This is a genomic window from Paenibacillus sp. FSL M7-0420, assembly GCF_038002345.1.
Lineage (GTDB): Bacteria > Bacillota > Bacilli > Paenibacillales > Paenibacillaceae > Paenibacillus_AQ.
Map to the genome: position 1 here is coordinate 5,785,867 of NZ_JBBOCJ010000001.1, position 15,224 is coordinate 5,801,090.

The following is a 15,224-nucleotide window of genomic DNA, read 5'->3' on the forward strand; positions in this document are numbered from 1 at the left end:
TCCTTGCAGTGTCGCTGGTAGACTAGCAATATACAGCTCAAAAAAGCACAGTTCAGCAGCATACGGATCACTCGCTCCGCTGCGGTAGCATTGTTGTTTGGTACAGGGCAGGGTGGATGGATTGCGGCGATTGGCGGAAGGATGCAGGATCTGCGAAGGGGTGAAGTCAACTCTTATTCTCATACAAAGCCGGAGGATATGCTAGGGATAAATTTCCATAATCAGGGGGGATTATTATCTAAAAAACAGAAGCAGCCCCAAGCATATTCTGCTTACGGGGCTGCTTCCATAGGTACCAAATATTCTATTGACCGCCGCTCTGCGCGGCAGCAAGCTTCTCGGTCAGACGCCGCAGCGCCGTCCCGCGGTGGCTGACCGCCTGCTTCTCCTCAAGCGTCAGCTGAGCCATCGTCTTCTCGTATTCCGGGAGATAGAACAGCGGGTCATAGCCGAAACCGCCGGCACCCGCCGGCTCTGAGGTAATCCAGCCTTCGACCGTACCTTCAGCCGTCCATTCCCGGCCGTCCGCCGGATCATAGAGCGACAGGGCACAGACGAACCGGGCGGGGCTCAGCAGCGGCTGTCCGGTATCCTCACCCTGCTTCAGCCGCTCCAGCTCGCTCATCAGCTTCAGATTATTCGCCTCATCATCCGCCGCCTCACCGGCATAGCGGGCCGAGTACACGCCGGGGCTTCCGTCCAGCGCCTCTACGCAGAGACCGGAATCGTCTGCCAGCACAGGCAGCCCAAGAGCGTCCCCTACGGCGCGGGATTTCTTGAAGGCATTCTCGGCAAAAGTGGCCCCGTCCTCGACCACATCCGGCAGATCCGGGTAGTCATACATGCTTTTGACCGTAAGTCCCAATGGAGCAAAGGCATGCTGGAACTCCCGCACCTTGCCTTTGTTCTTCGTCGCGACAATCAGAACTCCGCTGCCGGACTTCATCCTACACCTCTTGGCCGGTCTGGCCGGCAGGGATTTTGAGCGTGATGGCGCCAAGGACTTCTTTTTGCACAGCGATCAGCTCGTAGATCCCCTTCTCTCCGAGACCCAGCAGCTGGTCCAGCTCCTGGCGGGTGAACGGCCGCTCTTCGCCCGTGCCCTGAACCTCAACGAAAGCGCCGCTGCCCGTCATGACCACGTTCATATCCACCTTCGCCTTGGAATCCTCTTCATAATTCAGATCGAGCAGCGTCTTGTCGCCAACGACACCCACACTGATGGCTGCCAGGTAGTCTGTAATCGGGAAGACCGTCAGCTTATTCTGGAGGGCAAGCTTGTTCATGGCGAAGGCCATCGCTACAAAAGCACCCGTGATCGAAGCCGTCCGCGTTCCCCCGTCCGCCTGAATCACATCACAGTCCAGCGTAATACTGCGTTCGCCGAGCGCCTGCAGATTCACCACCGAACGCAGGGCCCGTCCGATCAGGCGCTGGATTTCCATGGTCCGCCCGGTCAGCTTGCCGCGTGCCGCTTCACGCTGGTTGCGGGTCTGGGTCGCGCGGGGAAGCATCGAATATTCGGCGGTTACCCAGCCCTTGCCTTGTCCTTTCAGAAACGGCGGGACCTTCTCATCCACAGTTGCCGTACAGATAACCTTGGTATCTCCCATCTCAATGATGACGGAGCCTTCTGCATATTTGTTGGTTTGGGTCGTTATCGTCAGTGGCCGGAGCTGGTCTTCGTTGCGTCCGTTTGATCTCATCTTTTCTGCCTCCTACATCGTATAGCGCAAAGTTTGGGTATGCATTCATCCGTATCTTATACGCAGAAACGGGTGCCGCCCCCTATGGAAGAGAACGGCACCGCTGCTCCTGACCCGTTATTCGGATGAACAATACTTTATTCTATCAAAGAGTAGGCACAAAAGCATCTTTTTAAACCGGCGGCTTCGGCCTAAAGCGGCAGCTCGTTCACATATTCCGGCGCGGAGACCGGCTGGCCGTAATCGACGTTATTGGTGCCCGTAACCGTATCCTTGCCGTTCAGGCGGATCTGTACCAGCGAATCATCTGTATTCTGGGCCACCGTCAGCACAACCGACTCCAGCATCTCCTCGGGAATGCTTGTGCTGCCTTTGAACATATCATCGGTCAGCGATACGGTGACTACCCCGTTCTGCCCTGCTTTTACAGAATCAACTACCGTTCCCTGCGTCATGACCATCTCCAGGCCGTTCTCGGACTGCGGTCCGGCAATCAGCTCGCTCAGAGCTGCCTTCACCGTATCCCCGCCAGCGGGTACAAAACGGGTAACCGGAACATAATACTGATGGCCGCTATCCGGTGAAGCTGCAGCGAAATAGACCGTAACCGCGCTGGAATTCATCATCAATGCGTTATGCTTCGGCAGGTTAATGCCCATTGTACGGGACAGCGGGCGATCCAGCGGTGTACCCTGCAGCGGCATTTCAGTCAGCTTTTTGCCATCGACCCAGAGCTGTACTCCCTTGATGTCATCCTGCCCGGTCAGTGTCCAGGTCAGCGCTTCAAGGATTTTGCGTTCATCTGATGGATCGTAGTCGTTAAACGCCGAGTTGAATTCAACAATTGCTACATGATCCTGACCGACCGACACCTGGTTCACCTTCGTTCCTGCGGGCAGTACGCCCTGGAAGCCCTTAGGCAGAGCAGAGGCGTAATCCCCCTTGCTGACCAGTGCCGTGAGGGAATTCTTCAGCATGACCGTATCCTCGCTTTTCGGAAAAGACAGAGCCACCGGAGCCAGCAGACCGTTCTGATCCTCCAGATACACAGTAGTCCGCTCCCCGGCTACAGCAGGCGCACCGGTATCCTTCACCCCGGCAGACAGATCAGTCTCATCCATGGAGGCCGGTCCGAATACACCGGTATCCAGCGTATCTTCCCCGCTCACTTGCAGCATTTGCGCTTCTACGGCGGCGGGAGGCGGGTCCACAGCGGCGGATTCTGAACCGAACAGACTGCAGCCGGAGAGCACAAGCGGAACGGCCAGCAGGCAAGCCGCAGACGCCCCGCGGAGGTGTTTCACTGGTTTCATCAATCTTCATTACCCCTTTCTAGCGTTAAGATCAGTTTGTACTGCTATGTATACGAGCCCTGTGTCCAAAAAATAACAACAGCTTATCCTAAATTACAGAAGTTCTATTCCGGACGTTTCTGGACATCGGTCTGCCGCTTGCGTACAATTTAATACATACCCACATCACATCCGACTCACGAATGGAGGACTTCCTATGACTGATGCCAAAATTCCTTACAGCCTCAACAGCAAAGCCGTTGCCGAAGCGACCCGGCACTGGCTGCACAAGCGCGGGGTAACCCTGGAGGAAATTGCAGAGCTTGTCATGCTGCTGCAGAAGAAGTACTATCCGGGCCTGACTATGGAGGAATGTATTCATAACGTTGAGATGGTTCTCAGCAAGCGTGAGGTGCAAAATGCGGTTCTGACCGGCATCCAGCTCGATGTGCTGGCGGAGGAGGGCAAGCTGTTCTCGCCGCTGCAGGATATGATTGAGAACGATGAAGGATTGTACGGGGTAGACGAGATTCTCGCCTTCTCTATCGTTAATGTATACGGCAGTATCGGCTTCACCAACTATGGTTATGTGGACAAGCTCAAGCCGGGCGTACTGGAGAGGCTGAATGACAAAACCACCGGCCAGATCCATACCTATCTGGATGATATCGTAGGTGCTGTAGCCGCAGCGGCCAGCAGCCGGATTGCCCACCGCAAGCAGGCGGAACGCGAGCAGGAGCTGGGCCTGCCCCATGCCCCGGAGGACGCGGAAGAGGCTGCACGGCGCAGCCGGCTGGAGGAGACGGAGCCGGAATAAGACGAGAGCTGCTATTTATAAAAGAAAGGTGCGAAATGTGCATGACCTATTCGTTCGTAGTGGAGCCGCTGGCCGTCCAGGATTTCGAGAGTGAGGATGAGCGGATTGAGCGGTGTAAGGAATGGAATCTTCTGCCCGGTTCAGCCACCCGGGTCAAGACTTATCTGTACAAACGGCAGGGCCTGACCCTGCCTTGTGAAATTATAGGGTTTGTGGATAATCAGACGGTGGTGGTCCAGTTCGAGAATAAGCAGCAGCATTGTATCCACCCGGCGTACCTCAAAGAAATGCAGACCGCCAGCTTCGGCCAGCGCGCACAAGCGGCGGCAGATGCACGGTCCGAGGACCCGGCAGAAGCTGCCGGAGAGGAGTTGCTGGAGAACCAGCCGGTTGAGGAGGTTCGCGGTGAGGCTGAGGTGGAGGGTGCGGGGAGTGCTGGTGCTGTGGAGCGTTCAGAGAGCGGGAGTGCTGCTGAAGGCGTGACTGCTGCGGAGACAGCAGCTCTTGAAGAGAAGCCGCGCAAGCCAGCCGCCTCCAAAAAGAAGCCCGCCCTGCAGCTGCCGGAAGACAAGCTCAAGATTACAGCGGTTGTCAAGGAATTCACGACCGTTCCCAACCACTTTTCGGATAACGATGATGAAGTGATTATCTATGACAATGTAGCGATAGAAGGGCATGAGCTGGCCATTGACGAAGTCTGGTCAAGCCATAGTGCCACGCTGAAGAAGCTGGAGCTGAAGGAGGGCGACCCTGTTTCTTTTGAAGCGAAGATTGTGGCTAAGAAGCTCTCCCAGCACCCGGTCAAATACAAAATCAACAACCCGTCCAAGATGAAGGTGATCCAGCCGGATTCCTAGGAATGGGATAACCGCAGGCCACTGGACGACACCGGCAGCTCATTGTCTAGGGCAGAGCGTCCAGCGGCTGCGGTCCCATCTGATTGCGTTCGAGGAGGATACTGATATCCTCCATCAGCTTTTTGGCCGAAATCGGCAGCGAGTGTGTAATCCACCATTCCATTACGCCCACAGCAGCCGAAGCCATAAAATGCAGCAGCATCTCCTTGTTCATCCCCCGGTTCACACCATTCATATCGATCTGCTCCGCCAGTCCCTCCATCAGCATTGCATGCAGACGGCTTCTGAAGGCAGGAATGCCGCTGTTATTAATCAGGGTAATGAAGACGGCAGCATGTTGCTCGACATATTCAGCCGTACGCAGCAGAGGACCGGAAGAGGTGAAATCCAGATTCTCCTGGACGCCCATACAGCGGTCACGCAGCTCCGTCATTTCCTGCTCCACACACTGATCCAGCAGATCATATTTGTCCACAAAATGCAGATAGATAGTCCCTCTGCTGACATTAGCCCGCTCCGCAATCTCATGTACCGTAATCTGTTCAAAGCTCTTCTCTTCCATCAGACTAATAAACGCCTTAAAAATAGCATCCCGCGTCTTCCCAATACGCCTGTCCACCGCCATCCCTCTTACATCTCCTTCCCCTGAGCTCTTAGTTGGGTTCATTATATTTAACAGTTGTCAAAAAATCAACAGATGTGCAGAATTATGGAGCACTTGTGCTCTTCATTCACGCTCCCCGCCCGTTTTCGGCGAATTCAGGGGCATTTGTGCTCCTCATTTACGCTCCCCGCCCGCTTTCGCCGAATTCAGGGGCACTTGTGCTCTTCATTCAGACTGCTCAAAGGGATTAATCCCTTTCATTTCTACACAGCTGCCATTTCTAGCTAAATCAATGGGATTTATACCTTTCATTTCTACACATCCGCCACTTTCAGCCAAATTAATGGGATTTATCCCTTTCATTTCGCACCATCCACCACTTCTAGCCGAATCAATGGGACTTATCCCTTTGAATATCACACATCACCCGCCTGCAGCCGGGCTAGAGGTAGTGTTGATTACAAGCTGCAGTTTCACCAACGATTTAGCCATTTTTTTCAGGCATTCCAGTAGTCGAGGTTTCCCAGAATAGTGTGAGGGTAGCAACAGGCTAATGAGCGGTTTTCGGTCAGCGGGTTGTGTGCAGTGGGGCATTACAGCGTGTTATGGGGGCTACCTGTCGTGAGCTGTGTGGGCGTGTTATGGGGAGCTACCTGTCGTGAGCTGTGTGGGCGTGTTATGGGGAGCTACCTGTCGTGAGCTGTGTGGGCGTGTTATGGGCTACGTGTCGTGAGCTGTGAGGGCGTGTTATGGGCTACGTGTCGTGAGTTGCATGTTATGAGCCACGTGTGATGAGCTATGTACGATGAGCTACTACATGTCATGAGCTGCGGGTTGGCGGCAGCAGATTACAATATGATGTAATCTGCTGCCAGCTGCCTGCTCATTTCCCGCGCCGGCCTACTCCACAGCCGTGAAAAGCAGGTCGCCGCCTGGCCCGGCCTCCGTCTCGGCCGCCCGCCCCCGGCGCACCAGCTCGGCCAGATGGGCCAGCGCCTCGCTCATGGCGAACCGCATCTGGTGCGCTGTCGCGACCCGGCTGCGGAACAGCCCCTCGCAGACCGCGAACCCGCTCTGCGGTCCGCCCGCGAGCAGCGCGGCTGTAGCATCCAGCCGCTCCTCATGATGCCGGAGCAGGCTGTCCGCCCGCGCCGTGAACCCCGGGAACGGTTCCCGGTGGCCCGGGAACGCCAGCGTTACCCGCAGGCTGCGCAGCTCCCGCAGCCCCTCCAAGAACGTCAGCAGCGGCTGCGGATCGCTGCCTGGCTGCAGGCCGACATTGGGCGAGATCTGCGGCAGCACAGCATCGCCGCAGAGGATCTGCCCGCTGCCGCCGTGGTAGAACGACACATGCCCCGGCGCATGCCCGCCTGTGATAATGGGCTGCCATTTCCGGCTGCCCATCACAAACGGCTCCGCGGCATGGATATAGGTGACCTCCGGCTGCGGGGTCACCTCGGGCAGGAAGCTATCCAGATGCTCCCGGATACCCAGAAGCCACTCCTCCGGCATGCCATGCCGCCGGAAAAAGAGCGGCAGCGCCTCATTCAGAATCGCCTCGTCCCCCCAGGCCAGGGCAGCCTCGGCATGCGCCCGCTCGCTCATCCACACCCGCGCTCCGCTGCGGGACTGCATCCAGCCTGCCAGCCCGTAATGGTCGGGATGATGATGGGTCACCACGATATCCCGCACCTGCGCCCAGGTAAGGCTCAGCGCCTCGAGTACCCCCTGCCAAGCAAGCTCGGCAGCCGGTGTATGCGGGCCCGGATCAATGACCGTAACCCTGCCGTCCTTGTCCGGCAGAAGATAGCTGTTAACCTGGCGCAGCGGCAGCCCCATTGGTACAGATACCTGAAGAACTCCTTCGTCCCAAGCTTGAATGATCTCCTTGTTCAACCTTCCTTCGCCTCCTCTAAGCCCTCTCCCTGATGCCATCTCTAAGGTCTACCTCCCATGAAGATCATGCGGGCTGAGGCTTCAGCGTCATATTCCTCTTCATCGTAGCCGCCGTGAACGGTATCCAGCCGCAGCCCGGCAGCGTCAAGCATTCTGCGGAAATCCTCCAGCGTGTAGAGCTTCACCCGTTCCTGGCATTTGCGGGCCGGAGCGTTCCCAGCCTTCGAGGTCAGCAGGATCTCCTTTTTCACATACCCCTCCTCGATCCGGCGGGTCTCGTCAATCGTGATATCTCCATCCTCCCGGACCGAATGGGGCACCAGATGGCGGATGACGTAAGCCGGGTTCAGAAAATCAATGAGGAACCGGCCACCCGGCTTCAGCATCCGGCAGATCTCCTTAAGCACCTTAATCTGCTCCTCATCCTCTTCAAAATACCCAAAAGAAGTGAACAAATTGACCACAGCATCGAAGCCGCCCGTAAGCGGAAGCTCACGCATATCCGAGCGCAGCCAGGTTACCTGCTCGGCACCCGCCTGCGCACGCGCCTCACGCAGCAGCACCTCCGACAGATCCACGCCCGTTACTTCATATCCAGCCTGCGACAGAGCCAGCGAATGGCGGCCCATGCCGCAGCAGAGGTCCAGTACCTTCGCGCCCCGGGGCAGGCCAAGCCACTGGATCAGGCTCTCCACCTCATGACGCGCACCGCTGAAATCCCTGTGTTTGTATACAATCAGATAGTCCTCGCCAAAACATTTCTCATACCACTCACTCATCTCTCTCCTGGCTCCCTCCATACCCCGCTTCACCGCACGGGCTTATCCCTGTCTCTAATAACGCCTATTGTACCGCCTTTTACTATAGAAGCCCAGCGAAGTCACAGACCTGCAACACATAATATTTTATTTATAATTAGAGGAACAGGATCACAGTGTGGACAAAAAACATAATAATTCGCAATACCTCGCGGCGCATATGTATTCAGTCTTCCGCATAACAAACAGCAGTCCCGGCGTTCCCGCCAGGCCTGCTGCACATCTATAGGTTCGGTTCTGCATTCGTTCGATTCTATGCTCAATTATCGCTTGGGTTCGCTTAAGCAGGACCCTTATCTATCCGCTGCAGATACACGCGCGCTTCATAAGGGCGGAGCTTCAACTGCTGGAGATCCTCCTCCTGAGCAGGCTCATAATTGGAGATCAGCAGCTCCAGCTTCGCGGCCGACTGGAATTCCTCCGGCAGCTCGAATACCGGCTCATGCCCGAAGAAATTCAGGATCACGAGCAGGCGCTCGTCCTCCAGCGTCCGGGTATAGGCATAGATTTCGGGATGCTCCTTCAGCAGCAGTCCGTATTCACCATAGACGATGACCTGATGTTTTTTGCGCAGCTGGATCAGCTTCTTATAATAGTTGAAAATAGAGTCCGGGTCCTTGACGCTTCTGGCTGCGTTGATCTCCCGGGAGTTCGAGTTGACCCTGATCCACGGGACACCTGTGGTGAACCCGCCTTCCTCGCCATCATCCCATTGCATCGGAGTCCGGGCGTTGTCACGGCTCTTGGTATGAATTGCCGCCATGATGTCGGCTTCGGGAACACCGCCGTTGCGCTTTTCCTCATAATAGTTCAAGGTCTCCACATCCCGGTAATCATCGATCGACTCGAAGGCTACATTGGTCATGCCGATCTCCTCACCCTGATAAATATACGGCGTACCTTCAAGCATATGAATGAAGGTGGCGAGCATCTTGGCCGACGGTACCCGGTAGTACAGGTCATCCCCGAACCGCGATACCGAGCGCGGCTGATCATGGTTACACAGATAGTTGGCGTTCCAGCCCCGGTTATGCAGCACGGTCTGCCAATCGCTGATGATGGTCTTCAGGTCCGTCAGCTTCCAGGGCACGACATCCCACTTCCCGCTGCCCGGCGAAGCGGCATCCAAATTCATATGCTCGAACTGAAAGGTCATATTCAGCTCGCGGCGTCCGTCACCGACATAATCCAGCGCCTGCTCCGGCCCGAGGCCCGAGGTCTCCCCTACCGTCATGATGTCATAGTAATAGAGCACCTGATCGTGCAGATTTTGCAGCAGGGTATGCACATGATTCAAGTTCGAGAACATATCATAGGCGCGGACAGTGGGGGTGCCGCCGGGATTCAGGGCATCCGGGTAGCCTTCCGCCTTCACGATATGGGCAATTGCATCGAAGCGGAAGCCATCTACACCCTTCTTCAGCCACCACTGCACCATCTCATGCAGCTTGTCGATTACAGCAGGATTCTCCCAGTTGAGATCGGGCTGGAACCGGGAATACAGATGCAGGTAATATTCATCCGTACGGGGATCAAGCTCCCAGACCGAACCGCTGAAGTAGGATTCCCAGTTGTTCGGCGGACCACCGTTTTTACCTTTTCGCCATATATAATAGTCACGCTTGGGATTGTCCTTCGAGCTTCTGGATTCCACGAACCACGGATGCTCATGCGAGGTATGATTCAGCACCAGGTCCATCATCAGCTTCATTCCGCGGGAGTGCATCTCGCGCAGCAGCAGGTCAAAATCATCCATCGTGCCGAATTCCTTCATAATGTCGCAATAATCGCTGATATCATAGCCATTATCATGATTCGGGGATTTATAAATCGGACAGACCCAGATCACATCCACGCCGAGATCCTGCAAATAATCAAGCTTCGATAATATTCCGCGCAAATCTCCAATTCCGTCACCGTTAGCATCCATGAAGCTGATCGGATAGATCTGGTAGACAACACTCTCTTTCCACCATTTAGGGTTCACTTCAGATACCTCCGCTTCTCTCGATTCCTGTTGCATAAGACACATTAATATATTTTAACCAGAACAACCGCCTTCAACCAACCTTCGTATTCACATGCCTGATCGACCTTTGCGGCAAAAAGAAAGGCCGGATACCTGATCGGGTACCCCGCCTTCTGCCGGCACGTATCCGGCCCAATAAGTGAAAATATTCTGGTCGAAAGCCGAGCGATGACGCTACATACGGTACGCCTAATTGCATTCCGTACATCTAAATCGCCTGATTTATTACCGGTGATACGTTAAACCGAACCCCATAAATTGCTCATGGTGAATGAATTCACTTCTTGGTACTGATGCTGTACTAAGCCAGCTGCTTAATGACAATCGAAGCATTGACATTGGCTTGTGTTCCTCCAGCCAGCGTCTGCAGAGTGACTGCGGCAGCCGAGCTGTGATTCCGAAGCGTCAGCACATCGCCTGACGATAATGCGATGATCGCCTGCCCGGTGTTCTGCTGGGTGCCTGCGCCCGATCCGTAGACCGTTCCCGGAACCTCCGCCCCATTCACGAATAAGGCAAACTGGCTGGGTTCCGTACCGGATACCGAGAAATTAACCTCATAGATTCCGTCATTGGCTACCGAAATTGTAGTTGTCCCTGGGGCATGTGTAATTCCCGGGGTAAGCAGCCCATTCGTATCAAAAGACACATCTGCCTCAATCGGCACTACCAGCGCGCCGAGGTTATAGACGTATCCGAACTGGGCAATTCCACCGGCTGCCCCTGTGGCACCCGTCGCTCCCGTTGCCCCGGCTGGACCGGCAACTCCTGTTGCACCCGTTGCTCCAGCGGGCCCCGCTACTCCCGTAGCACCTGTGGCCCCCGCTGCTCCTGCCGTTCCCGCTGGCCCCGCCGGGCCGGTGGCTCCTGCCGTTCCCGCTGGCCCCGCCGGGCCGATGGCTCCCGCCGCTCCCGCTGGCCCCGCCGGGCCGGTGGCTCCTGCCGCTCCAGCTGGCCCCGCCGGGCCGATGGCTCCTGCCGCTCCAGCTGGCCCCGCCGGGCCCGCCGGACCGATCCCGCCCAGCGCTCCGGCCGCGCCTAATGCTCCGGCCGTTCCCGCAGCGCCGAGCGCACCTTGGGTACCGGCTGCGCCCAGCCCCCCGACTACTCCCGCTGCGCCCAACAGCCCGGCTGCTCCCGCTGCTCCACGGGCACCTGCGGCACCGGCTGCACCTGCGGCGCCAAGTGCTCCGGCCGCGCCAATTGCCCCCAGTGCCCCTGCGGTTCCCTGTTCGCCCAGCGCTCCGGCTGCTCCCGCTGCACCGAGCGCACCTGCTGCACCTGCGGCTCCCGCCGCTCCCAGCGCTTCAACAGCGCCTGCCGCGCTTAAGGCTCCTGCCGCACCCGCGGCCCCCAGCGCACCTAATGGAATATTGACGCGGACAATTTGCTGTTTGACGATAATTTTCTTGCAGCCGCATTTGTTGTCCTTCCGTTTTGTCGCGGGACGTTTCGCTCTTGGCAGAGGGCATCCGGCAAACTCCTCTGTGCAGCTCCGCTTTTTCTTCTTACGTTCCGTACGACCCATATTTGACACCTCCTATAGACTTTATGTATCCTACTCCGTTTACCCAGAGGGGGCATGGACATTCATCCCGTAGGCAAATATTTATTTTATGGAAAAGTGGTTAATTGTACAGGATGGACAAGCTCAATTCACCCCGTCAGGCCGAAATTTGTTCTCATACCCGCTCACCACCCGTCCACCAAAAACATATACTATTGCCGGACAAACCGCCTTCATTGCCCCGGTGATCACACTTGATTGCATCCTCGCTCAGACTCTCTGCATCAGCAGGCCAAATAAGCCTACTGATGCAGTACATACATCCGATTTCAGTGCAGAGTCAAACTTCAGTTGCAGAGTCATCAAATCAGCTATCCGTTGGATTCTGCTGTACAGAATGCAATAGAACAGGCTCCGAACGCAAAATAACCCCACAAAGCGGGAGCCAATCACCTTTAAATGCTCAGGTAAATGCTCAGGTGCTTTCGGGGGATGCAAATCATACAAATCCTTGTCTTTTCAGAACAAGATAAGCCAAACGGTTGAATCTTGCTGTAGGTTATGGCACCGTTATGGTGATTATGTAGCTATTACGGCCACTCTTCATCGCTGTATTATGACGATTCTGGAGTAGCATCCGGCGAAATCAGGTGCACTAATGCCAATGTCATTAAGTTAAGATATAGAGCCAAAAACAAGAAAAAGGCAGGTTATCGAAAAGATAGCCTGCTCTTTTTTTGCACAAAAAAATCTTGACAATCCGTAGAAAACGTGTGGCGAAGCCCCTTGAAAAAACGAGGAGGTTACGCCAATGAATGCTTATGCAAATTCGCTGAAAGACAGACTGACATCTCTCATCCGTGAGATGGCGGCTGCCCCCGCGCCTTACGTCAGAAACCCGGGAAAGGATTTTACCCGAACGAAAAAACTACCCTTTGAAATGGTTATGCAAACCCTGATCTTTATGGGCGGCAACAGCCTCTATAAGGAACTGTTGGAATCGCAGGGCTATGACGTTAACACCGCAACTTCTTCTGCTTTTGTTCAGCAAAGAAATAAAATTTTGCCGTCTGCGGTCGAATCTTTGTTTCACACCTTTACCGCGTCCCATACGGAATTCAAGGATTATCGAGGCTATCGATTATTGGCCATTGACGGTTCCGATCTGCATATTGCAACAGATCCTGCGGACCCGTTGACCTATTCTCAAAGTCAGCCCCACTCGAAAGGCTTTAACCTTCTGCACTTGAACGCTGCTTATGACCTCTGTAACCGGCTTTACGTGGACGCCATCCTTCAACCTCGAAAGCTACGCAACGAAGGAAGGGCGCTGTCCACGATGGTGGATCGGTCCCCTATTCAGGGGAACGTCATTGTGTTGGCGGATCGAGGATTGGAAAGCTACAATACGTTCGCGCATCTGGAACGGAAAGGATGGAAGTACGTCATACGGGTCAAGGATTTGCATTCGAATGGCATTCTTTCGGGCTTGCACTTGACCTTTGAAGGGGCGTTTGATCAGGAGATTCACCTGACGCTGACTAAAAAACGAACGAAAGCGTTCAGGGATCACCCCGAAATCTATAAAATTCTTCCGGCCACCTCTAGCTTTGATTTTCTGGACATGCAAAAGAACCTGTTTTACCCGATTTCCTTTCGGGTGGTTCGTTTCCTCCTGCCCAGTGGCGATTATGAAACCGTCATTACCAATCTACCGGCTGCTGAATTCTCACCGGATGAACTCCGGGAACTGTATCACCTGCGATGGGGGATTGAGACCTCTTTCCGGGCCTTAAAATACACCATCGGTCTGACCCATTTTCACGCAAAGAAGCAAGAGTCCATTACCCAAGAGATATTCGCAAGAATGATCCTCTACAATTTCGCTGAAATGATTACCTCGCACGTAGTCATTTCCCAAAAGGATAAACGGCACCTCTACCAAGTCAACTTCACGGTGGCCGTTCACGTCTGTAGACATTTCCTGCGCTCCAAGGGCGATGGACCCCCGCCTGATGTGGAAGCTTTGATTCGCAAAAATATGTTGCCGATTCGTCTCACCCGTCCTGGGCAAAGGAATACACGCAGAATACGTAGCAAATCCGCCATTAGCTTCGTCTACAGAGTAGCATAATTCGGTTCGCATGAACATTTTTTTAAGTGGATCTTCCATCCGCTTTGTTTGCTATGCGCTTTTTTCCTTCCTTACACCAAAAACAAACGGCATAGGACGTTTCCCCATACCGTTTTGGATTCTCTTTATTAATTCCAAACTTATCTTTGAACTTATCTTAATGACATTGGCACTAATGCTCCTCATTCCCGCCTGCCGCCCACTTTCTACCGATTCAGGTGTACTTATGCTCCTCATTCCCGCCTGCCGCCCACTTTCTACCGATTCAGGTGTACTTATGCTCCTGATATCCTCCTTTAGCCTGCATCCAGTAGTGTCAGAGCGATTTATCCCTTTTATTTCCCCTTCCAGCACACTCTGGCGGGATCGAGGGATTTTGCCCCCATAATTTCATAGCTGGTAACAAAAAGAGCATTCAATTGCATAAAACTGCAATAGAATGCTCTTTAAGATGCGTTCCTGCTCCAGATAACGCCCCAGCCATCGGTTTGTTGCTTTCTCCGGTTACTTTTCCGTTCGTATCTATGGGTGTTTCTACAGATATTTCTCCAATGTTTCGTCAGTGTTTCTCCAGAAGTTTCTCCGCTATGTTTCCCTACCCTCTCCAATTTCCTCCTACCTTCTCAAGTCGCTTTCCCGCCTCGGCCATTTGCTCACCGCACCGCATCAGCCCCTATCTACAGCAGCCCGACCATCTTCAAGCCTTCATAGATCCCGTCCTCACGGACAGACTTCGTAATGAAGGAGGCGGCCGCCTTCGCTGCCTTCTCGCCGTTGCCCATGGCAATGCCATACCCGACATACCCCAGCATCTCCACATCATTCAGGCCATCGCCAAAAGCATAGACCTCTTCCTTCTCCACCCCGATCACCTTCAGCATCTCCGCGATCCCGTTCGCTTTGGAGCCGTTGCCGGGCAGTACATCCATACAGAACGGGTGCCAGCGGATGAAATTCAGCTCCGGGTACCGCTCGGCATAGATCTGCTGACTCTCCTGCGGACAGAAGATCATCGCCTGGTAGATGTCATTCTTCAGGAAATATCCAGCGTCATGCGTCGGAAATACCAGCTTCAGCGAACCTACGCTCGTATTGATGTACTCATGATCGGCCACATTCACTCTCATGCCCGCCGTATCCGTATACGCAACAGGGTGATCCAGCTTCTCCGCGAACAAGGTCAGCTCCTCCAGCACGCCGGTCGCAATCGGGTTCTTGTACACCGGCCTCCCTTCATAGACTGCATACTGCCCGTTCAGCGAGACATACGAGTCGATTCCCAGCTCCTCGCGCAGCCCCTCGAACATATAATCCGCTCTTCCGGTAGCAATCGCTACATGGTGCCCGCGTCTCTTCAGCTCCGCTATCGCTTCTCTGGTGGAAGCCGGAATATTCTTTTCTTCATCATAGATCGTACCGTCAATATCGAAAAAAATCGTTTTCTTCAAAGTGATGCCTTCCCTTCTCCATACGCTCTGCCTATTCATAACCTGCTCAAATTGTAACAAAATCCTCCGCCAAAGTGGAGTCCATTCTACCCCCGGCCTGCCAGACCCGGATATAT

At 54.6% G+C, this 15,224-nt stretch carries 13 protein-coding genes; 3 read left to right on the forward strand and 10 right to left on the reverse strand.

Annotation, left to right across the window (positions count from 1 at the left end):
* Positions 1-304 precede the first annotated feature (304 nt).
* The 3 genes from MKX51_RS24630 to MKX51_RS24640 all read right to left on the reverse strand — a co-directional run bounded on the left by MKX51_RS24630 (position 305) and on the right by MKX51_RS24640 (position 3,019).
* The gene (locus MKX51_RS24630) at positions 305-946 is read right to left on the reverse strand and encodes an XTP/dITP diphosphatase (protein WP_340994215.1); all 642 of its coding nucleotides are present in this window, start codon (positions 944-946) and stop codon (positions 305-307) included.
* Position 947: 1 nt separating this feature from the next.
* Positions 948-1,706 carry a ribonuclease PH gene (rph, locus tag MKX51_RS24635; RefSeq protein WP_340994216.1) on the reverse strand — a complete coding sequence of 253 codons (759 nt, stop codon included), beginning with the start codon at positions 1,704-1,706 and terminating at the stop codon, positions 948-950.
* A 191-nt stretch (positions 1,707-1,897) separates the two neighbouring features.
* Positions 1,898-3,019: a GerMN domain-containing protein gene (locus MKX51_RS24640; protein WP_340938505.1), complete on the reverse strand. Its 1,122-nt coding sequence runs from the start codon at positions 3,017-3,019 to the stop codon at positions 1,898-1,900.
* Between the two features lie 196 nt (positions 3,020-3,215).
* Between MKX51_RS24640 and MKX51_RS24645 the strand changes: the two genes are divergently transcribed.
* Together MKX51_RS24645 and MKX51_RS24650 are read left to right on the forward strand one after the other, a co-directional pair.
* A complete protein-coding gene (locus MKX51_RS24645; RefSeq protein WP_340994217.1) occupies positions 3,216-3,815 on the forward strand; it encodes a phosphatidylglycerophosphatase A family protein in 600 nt (199 codons plus the stop codon).
* A gap of 41 nt (positions 3,816-3,856) precedes the next feature.
* On the forward strand, positions 3,857-4,672 hold the full coding sequence (locus MKX51_RS24650; protein ID WP_340994218.1) for a hypothetical protein: 816 nt from the start codon (positions 3,857-3,859) through the stop codon (positions 4,670-4,672).
* A gap of 46 nt (positions 4,673-4,718) precedes the next feature.
* Here the strand turns inward: MKX51_RS24650 and MKX51_RS24655 are convergent, their stop codons facing one another.
* The 6 genes from MKX51_RS24655 to MKX51_RS24680 all read right to left on the reverse strand — a co-directional run bounded on the left by MKX51_RS24655 (position 4,719) and on the right by MKX51_RS24680 (position 11,547).
* Positions 4,719-5,291 carry a TetR/AcrR family transcriptional regulator gene (locus MKX51_RS24655; RefSeq protein ID WP_340994219.1) on the reverse strand — a complete coding sequence of 191 codons (573 nt, stop codon included), beginning with the start codon at positions 5,289-5,291 and terminating at the stop codon, positions 4,719-4,721.
* A 210-nt stretch (positions 5,292-5,501) separates the two neighbouring features.
* Positions 5,502-5,639, reverse strand: a complete 138-nt coding sequence (locus tag MKX51_RS24660; protein ID WP_340994220.1) for a hypothetical protein — start codon at positions 5,637-5,639, stop codon at positions 5,502-5,504.
* Positions 5,640-6,176: 537 nt separating this feature from the next.
* Positions 6,177-7,172, reverse strand: coding sequence for an MBL fold metallo-hydrolase (locus MKX51_RS24665; RefSeq protein WP_340994221.1), 996 nt, complete (start codon positions 7,170-7,172; stop codon positions 6,177-6,179).
* 41 nt (positions 7,173-7,213) lie between these two features.
* A complete protein-coding gene (locus MKX51_RS24670) occupies positions 7,214-7,951 on the reverse strand; it encodes a class I SAM-dependent methyltransferase (RefSeq protein WP_340994222.1) in 738 nt (245 codons plus the stop codon).
* Positions 7,952-8,270: 319 nt separating this feature from the next.
* Positions 8,271-9,977: a glycoside hydrolase family 13 protein gene (locus MKX51_RS24675; protein ID WP_340994223.1), complete on the reverse strand. Its 1,707-nt coding sequence runs from the start codon at positions 9,975-9,977 to the stop codon at positions 8,271-8,273.
* A 343-nt stretch (positions 9,978-10,320) separates the two neighbouring features.
* Positions 10,321-11,547: a BclA C-terminal domain-containing protein gene (locus MKX51_RS24680; protein ID WP_340994224.1), complete on the reverse strand. Its 1,227-nt coding sequence runs from the start codon at positions 11,545-11,547 to the stop codon at positions 10,321-10,323.
* Between the two features lie 790 nt (positions 11,548-12,337).
* Between MKX51_RS24680 and MKX51_RS24685 the strand changes: the two genes are divergently transcribed.
* Positions 12,338-13,660: an IS4 family transposase gene (locus MKX51_RS24685; RefSeq protein WP_340991681.1), complete on the forward strand. Its 1,323-nt coding sequence runs from the start codon at positions 12,338-12,340 to the stop codon at positions 13,658-13,660.
* Positions 13,661-14,337: 677 nt separating this feature from the next.
* Here the strand turns inward: MKX51_RS24685 and MKX51_RS24690 are convergent.
* Complete coding sequence (locus tag MKX51_RS24690; protein WP_340994225.1) at positions 14,338-15,147, reverse strand: Cof-type HAD-IIB family hydrolase; 810 nt, start codon at positions 15,145-15,147, stop codon at positions 14,338-14,340.
* Positions 15,148-15,224: the final 77 nt, after the last annotated feature.